General features: G+C 67.2%; 13 protein-coding genes and 4 pseudogenes. 10 read left to right on the forward strand and 7 right to left on the reverse strand.

All coding sequences use genetic code 11. The features are described 5' to 3' along the window. Positions 1–213 precede the first annotated feature (213 nt). The 3 genes and pseudogenes from OG718_RS04760 to OG718_RS04770 all read left to right on the forward strand — a co-directional run bounded on the left by OG718_RS04760 (position 214) and on the right by OG718_RS04770 (position 4308). Positions 214–2097: an IS1182 family transposase gene (locus OG718_RS04760; RefSeq protein ID WP_328843362.1), complete on the forward strand. Its 1884-nt coding sequence runs from the start codon at positions 214–216 to the stop codon at positions 2095–2097. Between the two features lie 227 nt (positions 2098–2324). Then, positions 2325–3447: pseudogene (locus OG718_RS04765) on the forward strand (IS630 family transposase). 150 nt (positions 3448–3597) lie between these two features. Then, positions 3598–4308: a VOC family protein gene (locus OG718_RS04770; RefSeq protein WP_313904943.1), complete on the forward strand. Its 711-nt coding sequence runs from the start codon at positions 3598–3600 to the stop codon at positions 4306–4308. Between the two features lie 347 nt (positions 4309–4655). On the opposite strand, the gene OG718_RS04775 is transcribed toward OG718_RS04770, so the two are convergent. Continuing rightward, positions 4656–5285 (reverse strand): TetR/AcrR family transcriptional regulator, encoded by a 630-nt coding sequence (locus tag OG718_RS04775; protein WP_143644794.1) that lies wholly within the window; start codon positions 5283–5285, stop codon positions 4656–4658. Positions 5286–5458: 173 nt separating this feature from the next. Here OG718_RS04775 and OG718_RS04780 point away from each other — a divergent pair, with 173 nt between their 5' ends. The 3 genes and pseudogenes from OG718_RS04780 to OG718_RS04790 all read left to right on the forward strand — a co-directional run bounded on the left by OG718_RS04780 (position 5459) and on the right by OG718_RS04790 (position 8752). Beyond that, positions 5459–6421, forward strand: a complete 963-nt coding sequence (locus tag OG718_RS04780) for a zinc-binding dehydrogenase (protein WP_186001634.1) — start codon at positions 5459–5461, stop codon at positions 6419–6421. A 70-nt stretch (positions 6422–6491) separates the two neighbouring features. Next, positions 6492–7396, forward strand: a pseudogene (locus tag OG718_RS04785) (IS982 family transposase). Positions 7397–8005: 609 nt separating this feature from the next. Next, positions 8006–8752, forward strand: a complete 747-nt coding sequence (locus OG718_RS04790) for a phosphotransferase family protein (protein WP_143644791.1) — start codon at positions 8006–8008, stop codon at positions 8750–8752. Between the two features lie 24 nt (positions 8753–8776). On the opposite strand, the pseudogene OG718_RS04795 reads toward OG718_RS04790, so the two are convergent. Beyond that, a pseudogene (locus OG718_RS04795) lies at positions 8777–9052 on the reverse strand (transposase); the annotation flags it as partial. 12 nt (positions 9053–9064) lie between these two features. On the opposite strand from OG718_RS04795, the pseudogene OG718_RS04800 reads away from it, so the two are divergent. Further along, positions 9065–9151, forward strand: a pseudogene (locus OG718_RS04800) (IS5/IS1182 family transposase); the annotation flags it as partial. 91 nt (positions 9152–9242) lie between these two features. Here OG718_RS04800 and OG718_RS04805 read toward each other — a convergent pair. Beyond that, positions 9243–9752, reverse strand: coding sequence for a MarR family winged helix-turn-helix transcriptional regulator (locus OG718_RS04805; protein WP_443054899.1), 510 nt, complete (start codon positions 9750–9752; stop codon positions 9243–9245). A gap of 129 nt (positions 9753–9881) precedes the next feature. Between OG718_RS04805 and OG718_RS04810 the strand changes: the two genes are divergently transcribed. Next, positions 9882–10307 carry a Rid family hydrolase gene (locus OG718_RS04810; protein ID WP_328843363.1) on the forward strand — a complete coding sequence of 142 codons (426 nt, stop codon included), beginning with the start codon at positions 9882–9884 and terminating at the stop codon, positions 10305–10307. Positions 10308–10550: 243 nt separating this feature from the next. Here OG718_RS04810 and OG718_RS04815 read toward each other — a convergent pair whose 3' ends face one another. Next, positions 10551–10946, reverse strand: coding sequence for a glyoxalase (locus OG718_RS04815; protein WP_443054900.1), 396 nt, complete (start codon positions 10944–10946; stop codon positions 10551–10553). Positions 10947–11063: 117 nt separating this feature from the next. Then, entirely contained in the window at positions 11064–11900 is an 837-nt protein-coding gene (locus OG718_RS04820) for a hypothetical protein (RefSeq protein WP_328843364.1), read from the reverse strand. 317 nt (positions 11901–12217) lie between these two features. Between OG718_RS04820 and OG718_RS04825 the strand changes: the two genes are divergently transcribed. Further along, a complete protein-coding gene (locus OG718_RS04825; RefSeq protein WP_328843365.1) occupies positions 12218–12508 on the forward strand; it encodes a hypothetical protein in 291 nt (96 codons plus the stop codon). Positions 12509–12768: 260 nt separating this feature from the next. On the opposite strand, the gene OG718_RS04830 is transcribed toward OG718_RS04825, so the two are convergent. Together OG718_RS04830 and OG718_RS04835 are read right to left on the reverse strand one after the other, a co-directional pair. Beyond that, positions 12769–13680: a MerR family transcriptional regulator gene (locus OG718_RS04830; RefSeq protein ID WP_328843366.1), complete on the reverse strand. Its 912-nt coding sequence runs from the start codon at positions 13678–13680 to the stop codon at positions 12769–12771. 222 nt (positions 13681–13902) lie between these two features. After that, on the reverse strand, positions 13903–15510 hold the full coding sequence (locus tag OG718_RS04835; RefSeq protein WP_328843367.1) for an AraC family transcriptional regulator: 1608 nt from the start codon (positions 15508–15510) through the stop codon (positions 13903–13905). Between the two features lie 128 nt (positions 15511–15638). Here OG718_RS04835 and OG718_RS04840 point away from each other — a divergent pair, with 128 nt between their 5' ends. Further along, positions 15639–17504 carry a siderophore-interacting protein gene (locus tag OG718_RS04840; protein ID WP_328843368.1) on the forward strand — a complete coding sequence of 622 codons (1866 nt, stop codon included), beginning with the start codon at positions 15639–15641 and terminating at the stop codon, positions 17502–17504. Positions 17505–17513 lie beyond the last annotated feature (9 nt).

Consider the following 17513-nt stretch of genomic DNA (forward strand, 5'->3'; position numbering starts at 1 on the left):
CTCTTTGCTCACAAGGCCCGAGCCGTCTTCGCGGTAGTAGCGACGCAACATACGGCGGCGCAACGGAGTCCCAGCCACGAACAGGACTGGAGCGGCAATGACTGCACCGACCATCACGGCGAGTCGGACTGCCTGGATCCGGGCGACGCTCTCCATCCGCATCGCTCCAGTCTGCCGATCAAAAGAGACTCGTCCACCGTTCTCACGGAATGGATGCTGTTGGTGATCTCCGGGCGGCAGGGTGAGGTTCCGCGGGGTCTTGCTGTTGGGTTCTGGGGTGTGCTGCGCTGGTGGCGCGGGGCGGATCGAGCGGTCGAAGGGGTGGCCGCAGTGTCGATGGGTGTGGGTTCGGGGCGGTCGATTCCGGCGTTGACGGTCCGGATGGCGCGGGCGAGTAATCCGCGGGGCACGCCGGCGATGTGGGTACGGGACCGGTTGGATGAGCTGTTCGTGGACGATGACTTCGCCGACTGGTTCCCGGCCGATGGGCGGCGGGGTCTGTCGCCGGCACGGCTGGCGATGGTGTCAGTGCTGCAGTATGCGGAGAATTTGACCGATCGCCAGGCTGCCGAGGCGGTCCGGTGCCGACTGGACTGGAAGTATTGTCTCGCGATGGATCTCGATGATCCGGGTTTCGACTTCTCTGTGCTCAGCGAGTTCCGAGACCGCATGGCCCAGGGCGATCGGGCCGACCGGTTGCTGGCACTGATGGTGGATCATCTCGTGGCTGCCGGGCTGGTCAAGCGACGTGGCGGCCGGGTACGGACGGACTCGACCCACGTGCTGGCCGCAGTGCGGACGCTGAACAGGACCGAGCTCGTCGCCGAGACCCTGCGGGCCGCGCTGGAGCAACTCACCCTCGAAGATGAGGAATGGCTGGCGCCACTGGTCCTGCCGGCCTGGGCAGACCGTTACGGGCGTCCGGCCTTCTACCACCGGCTTCCCAAGGGCAAGGCAGCACTGGAGGAGCACGCGCTGCAGGTCGGCGAGGACGGCATCTGGCTGCTGCGAGCCGTGTTCGGTGACGATGCCCCACCGCGGCTGCGGACACTGGTGCAGATCGAGATCCTGCGTCAGGTGTGGGTGCAGCAGTACTGGCACGACGCCGAGGGCCGGCTGCGGTGGCGGAGCCCGAAGTCCACCAAAGACCGGCTGAGCCGACGCAACGTGCCCCGCCGCGCGGACCTGCCGCCGACGACGGACGGGCGGCCGGATCCTGCCACGGCCTGTGTCCCATGGGCCAGCGTCGAGATTGTTTCCCCCTACGATCCGCAAGCCCGATACAGCCGGAAGGTCACTGCGGCCGGCACGAAGAATTGGATCGGTTATCGCGATCACCAGAGCGAGATCTGCAGCGAGAGCGGGCCGAACGTCATTGTGCAGGTGATGACCAGGCCCGCTCCTGAGCAGGACATCGATGTGCTCGAGGACATCCATCAGCGTCTGGTCCGACAGCAGTTCACGGATCTGGAACACTTCGTCGACGCCGGATATGTCACGCCTGAGTCCATCGACCAGGCTGCCCGCGTCCACGGAATCGCCTTGACCGGGCCGGTCCGCGCCGACCCCCGAGCCCAGGACCACCCCGGCTTCACGAAGGCCGACTTCATCCCCGACTGGCAGGCCCGCACCCTGACCTGTCCCCGCGGAATCACCAGCCACCCGTGGAAGCCCACCCTCGGCGACCAGCATGAGCGGCTCTCTGTGCTGTTTCCCAAACCTGCCTGCCGGACATGCGAAGACCGGCTCGCCTGCACCGGAAATACCGACGGCCGCGCTCGCCACATCACCCTCCTGCCCCAGCGTCTGCAGGAGATCCAGACCCGGGTCCGGCACGAGCAGGACACCGAGCAGTGGCAGCGCCGCTACGCGCTACGCGCCGGATGCGAGGCCACCGTCTCCGAAACAGTCCACGCGCACGGTCTCCGCCACTGCCGCTACCGAGGGACAGCAAAGACTCACGTCCAGCATGTCCTCACCGCTGCCGGAGCCAACGTCATCAGGCTCAGCCAATGCGGCTCGCCCGGCAGCGAACCGCCGACCCGAGCCAGGCCAGTTAGCAGATTCCGGCAATTCTGCCGAGACTTGAGCGTCTAGAGATCACCAACAGCATCCGGAATGTGTGCCAGAGCCCGAGAACGGACGGCAGATGTTCACCACTTCGGGAGGCACCACTTGCCGCCTCTGTTCGATTACGGCAGTTCCGATGAGTGAGTACCGGCGTCCCCTGCCAGTCGGCCAGTGCTCTGACCGCATAGGTTCGCCGGAGTAGTGGTCGTATCGGTTGGATGGGCGGTGACGTCCGTTTCGACCGTGGGGGTGTGGTGGCCGAGCCTGTGCGGGTGCGCAGACTGACCGAACAGGAAGGGCAGAAGCTGCAGCAGGTCGTGTGCCGGGGCAGTACCAGTTCGGTGCGCTACCGGCGGGCGATGATGCTGCCGGAGTCCGCCGGCGGGAACCGTGTCCCCGTGATCGCCCAGTTGGTCCAAGCCGACGAGGACACGGTGCGGGAGGTGATCCACCGGTTCAACGAGATCGGACTGGCTTGCCTGGACCCTCGATGGGCGGGAGGCCGTCCCTGCCAACTCAGCACTGGAGACGAAGACTTCGTCATCCAGACGGCCACCACCCGCCCCACCAGGCTCGGCCAGCCCTTCACCCGCTGGTCGATTCGCAAACTCGCCGCCTACCTGCGCCGCGTCCACGGACACGGCATTCGCATCGGCCGGGAAGCCCTACGGTGCCTGCTCCGGCGCCGCGGCATCACCTTCCAGCGAACCAAGACCTGGAAGGAATCCCCTGACCACGAACGCGCCGCCAAGCTCGACCGCATCGAGAAGGTGCTGGAACGTTTCCCGGACCGGGTCTTCGCCTTCGACGAGTTCGGGCCCCTGGGGATCCGCCCCACCGTGGGCTCCTGCTGGGCGAAGCAGGGCAAATCCCACCGGCTGCCGGCGACCTACCACCGGACTCACGGAGTCACCTACTTCCACGGCGGCTACTCCGTCGGCGACGACCGGTTGTGGGGTGTCGACCAGCGCCGCAAAGGCACCGCCACCACCCTGGCCGCGCTGAAGTCGATCCGCGCCGCCCGACCCGACGGCGCATCCACCTACATCATCCTGGACAACCTCTCCGCCCACACCGGTCAGGACATCCGCCGCTGGGCGAAGAAGAACAAAGGTCGAGCTGTGCTTCATCCCGACCTACGCCTCCTGGGCCAACCCGATCGAGGCCGACTTCGGCCCACTGCGCCAGTCCACCCTGGCCAACCGCCACCACCGCAGCCATCCCGCGCAAACCAGGGCCCCGCACCGCTATCTCTGCTGGCGCAACGCCAACGCCCGCCATCCCGACGTGCTCGCCGCTCAGCGCAGGGAACGCGTCCGCATCCGCAGGGAGAAGGGCATCCGCTGGGGCGGGCGCCCTCTTAAAACCGCAGTCTGATCCATCCGGCGAAGACCGGGCCCGCCCGCGCAGGCTCGGATCGGTGCGGCAGCAACGGGTCCGCCGACTCTTCTGAATGCCCAGCAGCTGAAAATCTGTTGCGGAGTCGTCTGAGCACCCGATACCCAGCATCGAGACGACAAGGAGCACATGATGACGACCCGTCTGGGTTCACTGAACGAGTTCTGCTGGATGGACCTCAAAACCCGCGACTTAGCCGGCACCGCCACCTTCTTCTCGAAGACGCTGGGCTGGCGCTTCGCGGTGGACGAGAAGGACTGGCGCAGGGCCACCAAGATAGCCATCGATGGCCACCTGATCGGCGGTGTGAGCGACTTGGCAAACACGGTCTACCCACCGGGAACACCCGCCCACATCGCCTACTATTTGGCAGTCGACGACGTCGATCGCCGTGCCGAAGCGGCAGTGGTGAATGGCGCACGCCTTGTAGTGCCTCCCTTCGACGCGGGCGATCAGGGCCGCATGGCGACATTGATCGATCCGCTCGGTGCCGCCTTCTCGCTGTGGCAGCCGCGCCACTTCACCGGATGGAAGTTTCCGCCCCACTTGGCGAGCGCTCCGCACCGCATGGTCCTGGCCTGCGATCAGCCTGACAAAGCCCGTCACTTCTACGGGGAGACGACTGGCGCCCCTCTGATCTGCGCCGATTTCATCGCCACACGGGGACCCAGCGCATCCGCCCCGCAGTGGGAACTTGCGGTCGAGGTCGGTGATCTGGACGGCGTCGTCGCCCGCGCACACGACCATGGCCACGCTTCGGTCACCTGGTCCGAAGAGACCGGTCGCCGTGTTGTGCGGTTGAGCAGCCGAGAAGGACTGACATTCCAGGTTCGCCGCTAGGAGCAGTGACTCGGTCATCGACCAAGCGGTGCGTCGGACACGAGTCGCCACCCTCAGCCAAGGACACCCAGATCTCACGATGTCTCCACCCACGCGGTGGCCTTCGTAAGGAGATCGTGCAGGGTGTTGGCGATGCGCGGACACAGCGCCAACACCCGCCACCCTGATGTGCTCGCCCCCAGCGCAAGAACCGCGCTCGCATAAGCGAGAAAGGCACCCGCTGGGGCCGCCCCCTCAAAACCGCAGTCCGACCCAACCCGGCGAACCTATGCGGTCAATGCACTAGATGATCTATTCCAAGGGGTTCAGTGGTTCGTTCGTCGAGCGTGGATACCGCTCGCCCACGGTCAGGCGCTGTCCGGTGCTGCGGATACCAGTCGTGCCGCTGGTGGTAGTGGTGCGTGCTGAGGGCAGGCTTCGAACGCCTGGATCGCCAACCCTGCGAAGCGTCGGGAGGCCATGACCTGGGTGTCGGTCGATCTGGTGTGGATCCCCTTGTTGGCCATGAGGATGAGAATGAGGTCGTCCAGGACGAAGTCGGACCGCAGGTGCCCTGCGTCCTTGGCCCGCTGGGCCAGTCCGGCGACCGCTTTCACCGTGTACTCACGGCCCGCGACATCCGGCGCCCCTGGGAAGGTCGACATGAAGGCTTCGCTGAAACCTCGATCCCGCGCGTGCAGCTCACAGATCTTCTCGATCACCAGGCAAAGGCCACGCCACGGATCGGGATCGGCGCACCCGTCGTCGACGATGGTGCGACATGCGCGCAACTGGTCCGCGAAGGCTTCGGTGGCCAGCACCTGCTTGGTCGGGAAATGACGGTACAAGGTGGCAGGTCCGACCCCCGCGCACCGCGCGATCTCCCGCATCGGCACGTCCAGGCCGTCGGCGGAAAACAGTGCTCGGGCCGCGTCGAGGATGCGCTCGCGGTTGTCCAGCGCGTCGGAACGCAGGGTGTGAGGCAATCGGTCGGTCATGCTCTCACTTTACCTAAACGGACGGGGGCGTCCGTTAGCGTTCAAGACGTAGCAGCTCACCGAGATCATCGGGGCGCACAGCACCGGGACCGAACCCCAGCCGCGCCGTGAACCGTCGGCGGCGGGTACTGAGCCGACGGCATTTGATCGGCCCGAGAACATGGGAGACGACATTGAAGGCAATCGCGATCCAGACGTACGGAGGTCCTGAAGGTCTGGCTGTTGTCGACCTGCCGGCTCCCGCACCTGCTGCCGGACAGGTGGTGATAGCCGCCGAGGCCGTGGGCGTCGGTGGAGTCGACGCCGTGATCCGAAGCGGGGCCCTGGCAGCTTACGGCTTCAAGGAGGGCCACATCCCGGGCAGCGAGGTGGCGGGCACCGTGACCGCGGTCGGTGACGGCGTCGACGCCTCGTGGATCGGCGGGCGGGTGTGGGGCTTCACCGGAACCGGCGGAGGATACGTCGAACAGGCCCTCGCGCCGGTCGAGGAGATCGTTCCCCTGCCCGTGAACCTGTCCGCAGTCGATGCGGTGACACTCGGCAGTTCCGGCGTGGTGGCCCACTTCGGGCTCCGCCACGCCCACTTCGCTCCCGGGGAGACGGTCCTGGTCCGTGGCGCGGCCGGCAGCATCGGGATCATGGTGGTGCAACTCGCCGCTCGCGGCGGCGCCGCCGCGGTGGCGGTTACCACCTCCTCGGCCGAGCGCGGTGAGCGACTGCGACGTCTCGGCGCGACCCACGTGCTAGACCGCTCCGGCGAAGGAGGGGAACAAGCTCCCGCAGGCTATGACGTCATCATCGACGTGGTGGCCGGCAAGGACATGCCGTCGTTCTTCGACCGGCTCAACCCGAACGGCCGCATGGTGGCTGTGGGCGCTGTCGCAGGCCAGCCACCGGCGGACTTCGGCACGAAGATCATGGCGGCGTTCCAGAAGTCGATGTCCTTCGCCGCTTTCAGCGCAGCCACCGTCACCGGAGCCGACCGGCGTGCCGTGCGGAGCGAGCAGTTCGCCGCAGCGAGCCGCGGCGAGATCGAAACAGTGGTGCACGAGGTGCTGCCACTGGACGCAGCCATGCTGGCGCACCAGAAGATGTACACGGGCGAGGTCTTCGGCAGGATCGTGCTGACACCGTAGTCGAGGGTATCCACGCCGGGCTTCCCACGGTCCCCTGCGCAGTCGCGGCGAGGGAGTCCAATGTCGATGCGTGAAGACAGAGTTGGACTCCCTCGCGACCGCGCTCTACGTGAAGACCGATGATCTGCTGAAGGGTTCGCCGCCGTTCGGGCCATGGCGGCCAGCCGTGGGCATTGCGCCGCAGCTCAGCGACGCCGAGCTGGTGACCCTGGCGATGATGCAGGCCATGCTCAGCTTCACCTCCGAGGCGCGGTGGCTGCAGCACGCTCATGCCCACCTGCGGCACCTCTTCCCCTACCTGCCCAAGCAGCCCGGCTACAACAAGCGCCTGCGCGAGTCCGCAGACCTCGTCCGCCACGTGACCCGCATGCTGGCCCGGGACACCACGTTGTGGAGCGACGACGTATGGGTCGTGGACTCCACGCCGGTTGAGTGCGGCCGTTCCCGTGAGACCGTCAGGCGCTCCGACCTGGCCGGATGGGCCCAGTACGGGTGCTGCGCCAGTCACACGCGTTACTTCTGGGGACTGCGGCTGCACCTGGTCTGCGCACTGCACGGCCTGCCCGTCGCCTTCGCGCTGACCGGAGCCAAGGCCGACGAACGCGAGACCCTGCTGGACCTGCTCGACGGGGAGTCCCAGCTCACCACAGAGCGCCCTGGCCAGACGCTGATCGGCGATAAGAACTACTTCGGCCACGAGTTCGAACAACGGCTATCCGAGCTGGGTGTCCGGCTGCTGCGGCCGGCCCGCATAGGCGAGACCGAGCGGCCCGGATCGCATCTGTTCAAACCGCTGCGGCAGGTCATCGAGTCGATCAACAAAACCTTCAAGGGTCAACTCGACCTCGAACGGCACCGCGGCCGCACTCCCGGCGGAGTGGCCGTCCGCGTCCTGCAACGCATCCTCGCCCTCACCGCCGCAACTGGCACAACGACCACACCTACCAGCCAGTCCTGCGCGCCTTGACCGCCTAGGACCACTAAACCCCTTGGAATCGATCATCTAGGGTCCGTCTTCAAAGATCATCGGATGGTGGATCATGGCGGGGTGATACGTCGTCATGAACTCACTGATCAGGAGTGGGAGTTACTCGCTCCGCTGATACCGCGGCCGCGACGGTCCGTCCACGTGTGAAGGACCGACAGGTCGTCAACGGGATGGTCTACAAGATCCGGACCGGGATCTCCTGACGCGGCACCCGTGGCGGAGGTGGGAGGAGATCGATCCAGAGGAGGCGGCAGCCCGCGGCATCCACGCTCCGGTCCACGCCTTGTCCGGCGGCCCACCCGGCACCATCGTCACCGCACCCGGGGATACCCGCGGCACCGTGCTCGTTCCGGAGCGGGCTGGCGGCTAGATGACAGGCCGTGCGTCTTCAGCCCTGGAATGACCCCTTGGCCTGAATGAACTCCCGTTCAGCAGACCATGCCCGCCGAAGAACTCCGAACAAAAGCGGTGGGCTTGACCTGGTCTGAGGCCGGTGTTGTGCACGGGGCCGCCGAATATCGGGACGCGGTCAGCCGCGTAATCGCACGCGATAAACCTGGCGACGTCGGCGATCATCCCCGGGATACTGGTCGCCCATGGATGAGGTCAAAGTCGTCGTCGCCCATTCCGAGCGCGCGACTCTGCGCGTCGGTGACGTGTTCTTGAAGGTGGACGCCGATCAGGCGCGCATCGACGTCGAGGTCGAGGCGATGTCCCTCGCGCCGGTCCCGACCCCGGAGGTCCTGTGGCGCAAACCGCCCGTGCTCGCGATCACCGCACTCCCAGGAGCGACGCTTGGGCGCCTCGGCGGGCCGTCGACCGGGTCGCCGGCGGGGTGGGCCGCGGCAGGCGCCGCCATCCGGAAGCTGCACGAATCGCCCGTGCCGCCCATGCCGGGCCGGGCCGGCCGGAGCATCGTCGCGCTGGCGGCGGAACTCGACGACGAGTGCGAGTCGCTCGTGACGAACGGTGTCCTGCCCGCTGACCTGGTCACTCGTAACCGCCAGGTCGCCGAGGCCGCGCTCAGGCCGTGGACTCCGGTGTTCACACACGGCGACCTGCAGATCGCGCACGTTTTCGTCGACGGCGACGAAGTCACCGGCATCATCGACTGGTCCGAGGCGGGCCAGGGTGATGCCCTGTACGACCTCGCCACCTTCACACTCGGACACGAGGAGCACCTCGACGACGTCATCGCCGGCTATGGCACCGACATCGACCTCGACGTGATCCACGCGTGGTGGTCGTTGCGAAGCCTGCTGGCAGTTCGCTGGCTGATCGAGCACGGCTTCGACCCCTTCGCGCCGGGCTGTGAGGTCGACGTGCTCAGATCCCGGATGTGAGGCTGCGCGGGCCCAGGCCGGAGCCGTGCCCGGTGCTACGCCGGGTGAGCGAGCAATGTGCGGAGTGATCTGGAACCGGCGGACCGTGTCCCAGCAGACCTCGTGGTCATAGCCGCGGTCGGCGTACAGACTCCTGGGGAGGCACAGTGGCTGGCCGCGCTTACCGCGGATCGGCGGGACGGCCTGGATCAGCGGGATCAGTTGGGTGACGTAGTTGCGGTTGCCGCCGGTGGTGCTTGCCGCGAGCGGGATGGAGTGCGCCCCGACGATCAGGTGGTGCTTGCTGCCGTACCGACCCTGCCCCGGTCTCAGGAGCTGGGCTTCGGCTTGGGGATGACCTGCTGGCGACGGCTTCGGGACTGGAACGAGGCCGGTATATGGCAGCGCTTGCCCGAGCTGCCTCGCACCTCCTTCAGCCAGCATCAAAGAGAACTGACACGCCGTCACGCCCAGAGGTCCAGAAGCCCCTTCTCGTTGCGTGGGACCGCTGTCAGCCGAAGTCGTCGGGGATGATGCGGAGTTTTTGTGCGATGCGGGCGAGGGCCTTCTGGTCGGTCGTGTTGAGCGAGTCGAGGACGATGCGGCGTACGGCGCGCAGGTGTGTGGGCGCTGCCAGGTGCACGATGTCGAAGCCGGCGTCGGTGAGTTCGGCGAGGGTGTAGCGGCCGTCGGCCGGGTCGGGTGTCCGCAGGACCCAGCCGCGCCGTTCACAGCGTTTGGTGACGTTGGACAGGCGGGAGAGCGACCCGCTGGCGAGGAAGGCGAGTTCTCCCATCCGCAGCTTGCGCTGCGGAGCCTCGGAGAGGTGGCTGAGCACGAGGTACTCGAACAGGGTGAGGCCGTGTTCCTGCCGCAGCGGCGACTCCAGCTTGCCGGGCAGCAGCAGGACAAGGGAGATCAGCCCCGTCCACGCCGCCTTCTCCTGCTCGTCGAGCCACCGCAGCTCCGCGTCGTCCTCGTGTTCGACCGTGCCACTCATGGGCTCTCCCGTGCTTCTCATGGATCTTCCCGCCCTCCGGCGAAGTCCGCCATCACTTTACGCTTGAAGTCATCGTGTGCTAGTTTTACTTTACGCGTGAACTCACGCGAGAGGAAACGCACTCCCCTACGGACAGAAAGAGGAAGCATCATGAGCACCGTCACCTTCGGCGTCGTTCCGGGCTACGGCGAGAAGCTGTACGAGAGCCTCGGCTACAGCGGGGCCGTCCGCGTCGGCGACCGGGTCGAGATCTCCGGCCAGGCCGGGGTGGATGACGACCTGGTCATCCCGGACTCACTGGAGGACGAGATCATCCAGGCCTTCGACAACGTGGAGCGCACGCTCGCCACGGTCGGCGCGACATGGAAGGACGTCATCCACGTCAACTCCTACCACAAGGTCGCAGCCGGAGATGACGTCATCGGCGACGACCACAACTCGGTCATGGCCGAGCAGTTCCGCCGTCGCCTCGACGGCCGCGCGCCGATCTGGACCGAGACCGGAGTCACGGTCCTCGGCCTCGCCGCCATGCGCGTGGAGATCCGCGTCACCGCCATCGTCGGCTCCGGAAACTGAACCAACACCTCCAGCGACCGAACCGCAACCACCAAAAACTGACCCGCACCTCTTCGCGGCAGGCGGTCACACCGAAACCGGGGCAGCGTCCTGATCGCTCGACCGGGCGCGCCAGAACCGCTGCCTGCTCTCACCTCGGCGCCTGAGCGCCTTCTCATTCCGATGCCCGCGGAAACGGGCAGACTTCGGCGCCCTTCCCCGGCGGGACCCCGCACTGACGCCTGGACGAAGAAGACGCCCTGATCAAGCGACGTCAGCAACCGCGGTCGATTCAAGGAACTCGAGCCGATTGCCCAGCTTCTCGAACGTATAGAAGCGATCGCGTCCAGGAAAGTTGTCATCCCAGGTGACGCTCATTCCGTTGTCTTCCATCCGTTTGGCGAGCGCCTGGAGCGAGGTCACAAGGATGCCCGGATGCGCCTTCCGGTTCGGGCGGAAATCCTCTTCAACCCCCAAGTGGACCTCCAGGCCACCACCTCGGAACCAACACCCACCGCGAGTCGCCAGCACCGGCGGCTTCTCGAGCTCTGTCATGCCCAGAACGTCCCTCCAGAACTCGCGGCAGGTTTCCTCAGCGCCTGGAGGGATCGCAAGCTGCACGTGATGCAGGCCGTCCAAGGAGTATCCGAGCGTTCCCACAGCCACAACCTCCCCTCAACCAAGGAATCTTGATGTCAAGATAATGAGAGCTGAGCAATCCTGGCAAGGGTGCGGACTTGGCAGGGGCCGCGCGGCCATTGGCACAGCACGACGTGGTCAGCCGCGGGGGCGATCAAACACGGGAGTGGCGCTCGCGTCGTACGCCAAGGTGGAGATCACGTCGGCGTAGCCCCGGTCCAGCACCTGCCGTTCACGTGCAGCGTGCGGGCCCGCGGGGCGCTCGGCCAGTCGCGCCACTCGTTCCTCGTGCGCCTCGGTGATCTTCTCGGCGGTCGCCCGCCAGTCGGCGTCGTCCGGTACGCGCAACAGTTCCACGCAGGCCGGTTGCATGCCCTCAGCCAGCGCGGCCGCAGCCCGGTCATGACCGTCGAGGAGCAGCCAACCGTCCAGAAAGGACACCCACCACAGCAGGACCGGGGCGAGGGTCCCCTCCCGGGCGTGCTTGCGGTACGCCTTCACGCGCGAGGAGTCCGGTGCCGGCAGCGGACGCAGCGGCAAGACACCGTGCCAGCCACCCCCGCAGAGCAGTTCGAGGGTGGCGTCCGGCCAGTCCTGAACGAGGTCACAATCCCAGATACCCGGAACGAAAGTGGAGCGCGGAGTCAGCAGCCAGCGCCCGTAGTGCAGTGGGCCGAGCCCTCTCTCCTCCAGCCACAGCGCGTATCGGTGCGGCCAGTCGGCCCCGGTCCGCATCGCCGCGGCGGTCAGAGGCGGCAGTGGAGAGCGGTGGCCGGGCAGGCGGCGCAAGTGGAGGTCGCGGCAGCAGCCGTCGCCCTCCGATCGGCCCTGGATCAGCGGCCGTTCACCCTGCCGGAGAATCCACTTGCGGTCCGTAACCCGCTCAAAGCGCAGAAGGGGCGAGCCTGACAGGCCGTCCGGTACGGCCAGGACGACACCGCCTCCCGCTAGAGTTTCCCTCGTTGCCCTGACCATGGGATCAGTGTCAGCACGAGGGGTCCCTTCCCGGCAAGGGATTACTCCGACACCGTGCGCCGAACCTGTTGGCAGAAAACCTCGGCAGTGTGCTTCACCAGGAGCAACCCGATGGCGCCCTGGCAAGGAACCCGGTGCTGTCAAACTCGTGACCAGCACCCGACCGTAGATCCGGGTGCCTCCCAACATCGCGAACAACCGACGTCGCCGGGCCCTGGTCCCCTTCTTGTGGGCAGTCACTTCGCGTGACGGCCTATTGACCTGGGTGTGCAATAAAATGGATGGGCCGTGGGCTCTCCGGGCGATAGTTTGACGCGATGATCAACCTGCAGGTTCGTCACGAGTCCGGGAGCGTTGTAGCTGGGTCCGAACATGGTGTCGCCTGGGACGAGTCGCTCGCAGAGATCGACCGGTCGCAGTTTCCCATGCTCGCCGGTGTCTGCCCGTTCGCGGATACCGTCTTCAACGCCTGGCAAACCCCCATGCTGCTTGAGGAGCTGGACCGTCTGCCCGCAGCACGAGGTGGCCCCTGGGTTGACGCGGTGCGAGCCTTGTGCCGGACTGCGGAGCAAGGCTCCCATCAATACGTCTGGTTTGTTGGTGACTGATCGCCGCCGACGAGATGCGTACGAGGGCGATGGATCTCTCCACCGCCCGGCCGACCACGATCGCGGCCCGAGACCATCGAGCGCATGGGCAACCACAGTCATCCCGAACCGCCGAACCAGCCGTCGCGCGCTCTCCCTCACGTCGATGCCGACGACCCACTCGCCCTGTACGCCAAGCGGCGCCGCCCGTCGATGGACCAACACCGGTGCCACCGGCCGTTGCACGGCGGTGCCGGCCACCTTCAGCCCCAGGCCGTGTTTTAGGTAGCGGATGACTCTCGGGCGGATAGTTCTTCAGCCAGTTCCATACAGCGCAGGCGGGCTGGGGAGAAGTCGTAGGGCATCTTGCCGATGGCTTCGAACACGCTCATGGAGTCAGCCTCCTGCCTGCCAGAGCTGAGGTCGGCCTCGTCCTCGCCGTCATCGGCGGTAGCAGGGTGCAAAGCGTCCCAGGCGTCGAAGAGGGCATCGTCGTCCTTATCCAGGCCGGATTCCTCGATGACGGCGTGCAGGGCGCTTTCAAAGGTGTGCCGCTCGACGGCCACCTGAGCCACCCGTGGATCATCAACGGCGACACTGTCATCGAGTGCCTCCTCGGCGTCATCGATGCGGTCGGATTCCTCTCGCAGAGTGGGATGCGTAGCCAGGACGACGAAGCGGGTGGCCTGGACGGCCGCGCCGAGCGGGCTGAAGATCCGCTCAGTGACCAGCAGACTGTCCAGGTCCGCCTGACGCAGGGAGCCCTCGGGCAGGCTCTTGAGACGGTCGGTGACGAAGTCGGAGAGGAGGCCCATCCGGCTGCCTTCGGTGCGCATCCGCTGCACAGCGGTCCGCTGCCGCCGCAATTCCGCCTCCTGCTCGGCGAGGGTTTCCTCCAACCGCTCCAGGATCCCCGCGATACCGTCTCCGCCGTTCGCACCGGCGGAAGCCGTGCCGGAGGTAAAGGCGTCACGGATGTCGTCCAGGGCGATCCCGGCGTCGGCCATCTTGCGAATCCACAGCAGTCGGATCATGTCCTCGTACCCGTAGCGGCGGCGGTCATCGCCGCCCCGCTCAGGCTCGGGGAGCAGGCCGATCTCGTGGTAATGGCGAATCGCCCGCGGCGTGGTGCCGGCGAAGGCCGCCGCGTCACCGATCTTGACCTGGCGGGGTGGCACGAAGGACGAATGCATGAGCAGGGACCTTTCCTCAAGGGACCGGGACGTAAGACCACCGGACCACATGCCGCTACGGAAGGTGCAACCCCGTGCACATCGCCCCGCGCCAATGCCAGGAAACGCGCTCTTCCTCCGTAATGACCGCAGGTCCAAACTTTCCCGCTTGGGCATCCGCACGACGGCAGACTGAGGGTTTAATCGCAGTGGATAGGGCCGCTTTGCAGGACAGCAACGGTGCTACCGGTTCCGCTCAGGCTCGCGCTGCTGGTAGTCGCGCGGAGACAGTCCGTGGAAGCGGGAGAAGGCGGCGCTGAACGTGGGTAGGTGGGCGTACCCGATCCGGCGCGCGACGGCGCTGGGCGGCGCTCCCCCGGCGAGCAGGTCGCGAGCGATGCGCATGCGGGCGGCATAGCGCCAGCGACCCAGTGTCATACCTGTCTCGTCACGGAAGGCGCGGTGGATCTCAGCACCGACATCAAGACTATGCGTCCCGCCAGGCTCGCCGATACGACGCAAGCATTCCAACGCGACAGCACGCGCGCGCGGATTCGTGGGCATCGGCACCGACAGCGCTCGCTGCGCGGCAACCTGTTCCGCGAACAGGTCGAGAATGTGGCGGGGGTTGTGGTCGTCAGGACGCAGTCCGGACCGGGCGCTGATCGAGCAGAACATCAAGTAGTCGTCCCACGCAGGCGAGAATCGCACATGCAGCGGCACTGCCAGTTGGAGGTCGCCGGTGCTCGCGTTGCCCAACGGCAGGGAGACGGAGTTCTCGCGGAGGCCGGTGACATGCTCCACTTCTGCGGGGATCCAGGTCGCTACCCCTCGCTCCCGCTCGTACCGTTTGTCGCCGATGTCCAGGTACCCGCTGCCTCGGTACATCCAGCTGAGGACGTGGATGTCGTTGGTGTGCGACGGCGTGCTGGCCGGGGGCAGCATCTCGGGCGCAGCGGGAGTGCCTGTCTTGCCCATCATCCGGATCAGGTCGTCGCTCTGCCGTGCCATCGCTGCCCGTTGCGCCAGTCCGCCGGCGCCGGGTCGGGCGGAGAGCTCCCGTCCGAACTCGTGGGGGGTCAGTCCGAACCGTCCCTTGAAGGCTCGCGTGAGGCCGTTGCGGCTGGCGAAGCCCACTCGAGCGGCCACCTGGTCCACGTCGTAGCCGGCAGCGAGGAACTCCACGGCAGCGCCGAGTCGGCAGAGCAGCCGCCACTGCTCGAACGTGAGCCCGGTGTCGGCGAGGAAGTCACGGCGAAGGGTGCGCGCGCTGGAGAGCACCCGCGCAGCCCATTGCTCGACCGTGAGGTCGAGCGCGGGGTCGCGCATCAGTTCCTCGGCGACTGCCCTGGCGCCGAGGGCTCGCGGCATTGCCGGCGAGGCGAACCCCTCTGAGCTCGGATTTCGCCCGACCCCGACGGGCGTCGGCGAGCGCGAGCCAGGACGCCGAAGGAGCTCCTCGATCGCCTCGGGTGAGTACCCGCGGCCGCTGAAAGGAGTGACCTGCAGGTTGAAGAGCTGGATCAACCAGTCCTGCCAGCCACTGGGAACGTCGAACCGCGTCAGTTCCGACAGCCCCCAGGCGCCGACGCCGGCGTGGGGCCACAGCGGGAAGGCGACAGTGCCTGGCTCAGTGATGATCGCCCGCTCTGCCCAGCCATCTGCGGGAATCCAGGCGCCTTCGCCGGCCTTGAGGTGGAGCGCCGGCCCGCCGTCGAGGCGCACCTGCGCCACGCCGGTGCGAACCCAGAGCAGCAGCGGTCGAGCGGGCGCATCTGCCGAACCCAACCGCGCGGTCGGAATCGGCGGTGGGTCGCCGGCGCCTATGGCGAACGAGGAGGGGACCACCATGTCCTAACTCTACGGCAGTCTGCGCACACCATCGCAGGTAAGGTTCACCTAACTTTAGCAGTGCGCGCCCTCCCGATGCCGGTGTGCGACTCCTGCCCTCGAAGCGACCGGAAAGGTCAGTTCCTCGCATGCCCAGAACCTCGCGCCGACTCACCGTGCACTCGCCGACGCTGCGTGAGGTCGAGGTGGTCCGGACTGTCGACATCACCCCGGGGATGCGGCGGGTCACGCTGAGCGGCGAACAGTTGCGTGCGTTCACCACTGCGGACGGCCTCGTGCGGCCGCCCTTCGAGTCCCCGGGCTTCGACGACGACCTCGGGTTCTACTTCCCGTACCCAGGTCAGCGCGATCCGGTGCTCCCGGTCCAGGGCGAGGCCAAGTTGATCGTGCCCAAGGATCCTCGACCGCTGTCGAGGCTCTACACGGTCCGCCGCTGGGACCCCGAGGCCGGCGAGCTGGACGTGGACTTCGTCAAGCACGGGGTGGGCGCGGGAACGACGTGGGCCTATCGCACTCAGCCGGGTGACCGGATCCACCTCAGCGGCCCGAGCACGTCCAAGGCGTTCCCGACCGGCGCCGACTGGTTGCTCGTGGCAGGCGACGACACCGCGCTCCCCGCGATCGGCCGCCTGCTCGACGAGCTCCCGCCCGACGCCCGGGCACAGGTGTTCATCGAGATCGCCGAGGACGCCCACCGCCAGGAGCTGCGCGAGCTGCCCGGGGTCGACGTGACGTGGCTGGTCCGCCCCGGCGCAACGGCCGGGACCGTGTCGCTGCTCACCGAGACCGTCCGCAGTGCGGAATGGTGGTCGGGCCAGGCGTTCGCGTGGCTGGCCGGCGAGCACACGGCCGTCCGGGACATCCGCCGGCACCTGGTCGAGGACCGGGGCGTGCCCAAGGAGGACATCGACTTCGCCGGCTACTGGCGTCGCTCCGAGGTCGTCGCACTGGAGACCGACGGGGCGGTACCCGACCCGGAGAGGACGGTCACCCCGTTCCAGAAGCTCCACGACCTGACCGAGCTCGTCGCGCCGATCGCGATCCGCACCGCCGTCGAGCTGGGCGTTCCCGATCTGGTCTCCCGCGGCGTGACCGGCGTGACCGAGTTGGCCGCCAAGGTCGGCGCCGACGAGCGCGCTCTGGGCAAGCTGCTGCGTTACCTGCACACCCTGGACGTGGTGACCGAGACAGAACCGGGTCACTACGCCCTGACGCCGGTCGGCGACGTCCTCACTCTCGAGTTCATCGCCGACCGGCTCCACTCCGCTGGGGTGGTCGGTCGCGAGATGCTCGGGATCCACGGCCTCACGGAGTCGGTCCGCACCGGCCGGCCCGCCTACGCCTCGGTCACCGGCCAGACCTTTGACGACGTGCGAGCCGAGCAGGACTACGAGGACCGTCACCTGGAGCGCCTGGCGAAGTTCCAGCCCGCTCTGGCCGAACCGATCGCCACGTCCGACCTGCTTGCCGGAGTCCAGCACCTGGTGATCCACTCCGGAGGTGCCGGCGCCCACGCCCGTGAGTACGTCGCAGCCCACGAGAACCTGCGCGTGACGATCTGCGCCCTGCCCACCCAGGCCGACTGGCTGCGCCGCGACCTGCCCGCCACGATTCCCGACGAGCAGCAACGCACGCGGGTCAGCGTGCTGGAGCAGTCCGTCTTCGAGCCGAGCCCAAAAGCCGACGCCGTGCTCATCAGCCGCGCCTTCAAGACCCTGCCCGACGCCGACGCCGCTCACGCGCTGCGCCGGGCAGCCGAGAACCTCGTCCGCGGCGGACGGGTGCTGCTGATCGAGGAGGTCTTCGACACCGACGACCTCGACGAGCACGACGGCGAGGCGGACCTGATCGGCCTGGTCTGCCACGGCTCAGGCCTTCGCACCGCAGCGGAACTGGACGCCGTCATCGCCCGGGCCGGCCTCACGCGCAGGTCGGCGCACACCGTCGGCCTGGGCGCCACCGTCCATGAGCTCCTCCGCTCCACCACCGACTGAACCACTCCA

Origin of the sequence: Streptomyces sp. NBC_00258 (assembly GCF_036182465.1) — a bacterium.
GTDB lineage: Bacteria > Actinomycetota > Actinomycetes > Streptomycetales > Streptomycetaceae > Streptomyces.

Bases quoted from the DNA above. Each gene is read 5' to 3' on its own strand.
- OG718_RS04760 (WP_328843362.1), top strand. From the start codon at position 214: ATGCTGTTGGTGATCTCCGGGCGGCAGGGTGAGGTTCCGCGGGGTCTT.
- OG718_RS04770 (WP_313904943.1), top strand. From the start codon at position 3,598: ATGATGACGACCCGTCTGGGTTCACTGAACGAGTTCTGCTGGATGGAC.
- OG718_RS04775 (WP_143644794.1), bottom strand. From the start codon at position 5,285: ATGACCGACCGATTGCCTCACACCCTGCGTTCCGACGCGCTGGACAAC.
- OG718_RS04790 (WP_143644791.1), top strand. From the start codon at position 8,006: ATGGATGAGGTCAAAGTCGTCGTCGCCCATTCCGAGCGCGCGACTCTG.
- OG718_RS04805 (WP_443054899.1), bottom strand. From the start codon at position 9,752: ATGAGAAGCACGGGAGAGCCCATGAGTGGCACGGTCGAACACGAGGAC.
- OG718_RS04810 (WP_328843363.1), top strand. From the start codon at position 9,882: ATGAGCACCGTCACCTTCGGCGTCGTTCCGGGCTACGGCGAGAAGCTG.
- OG718_RS04820 (WP_328843364.1), bottom strand. From the start codon at position 11,900: ATGGTCAGGGCAACGAGGGAAACTCTAGCGGGAGGCGGTGTCGTCCTG.
- OG718_RS04825 (WP_328843365.1), top strand. From the start codon at position 12,218: ATGATCAACCTGCAGGTTCGTCACGAGTCCGGGAGCGTTGTAGCTGGG.
- OG718_RS04830 (WP_328843366.1), bottom strand. From the start codon at position 13,680: ATGCATTCGTCCTTCGTGCCACCCCGCCAGGTCAAGATCGGTGACGCG.
- OG718_RS04835 (WP_328843367.1), bottom strand. From the start codon at position 15,510: ATGGTGGTCCCCTCCTCGTTCGCCATAGGCGCCGGCGACCCACCGCCG.
- OG718_RS04840 (WP_328843368.1), top strand. From the start codon at position 15,639: ATGCCCAGAACCTCGCGCCGACTCACCGTGCACTCGCCGACGCTGCGT.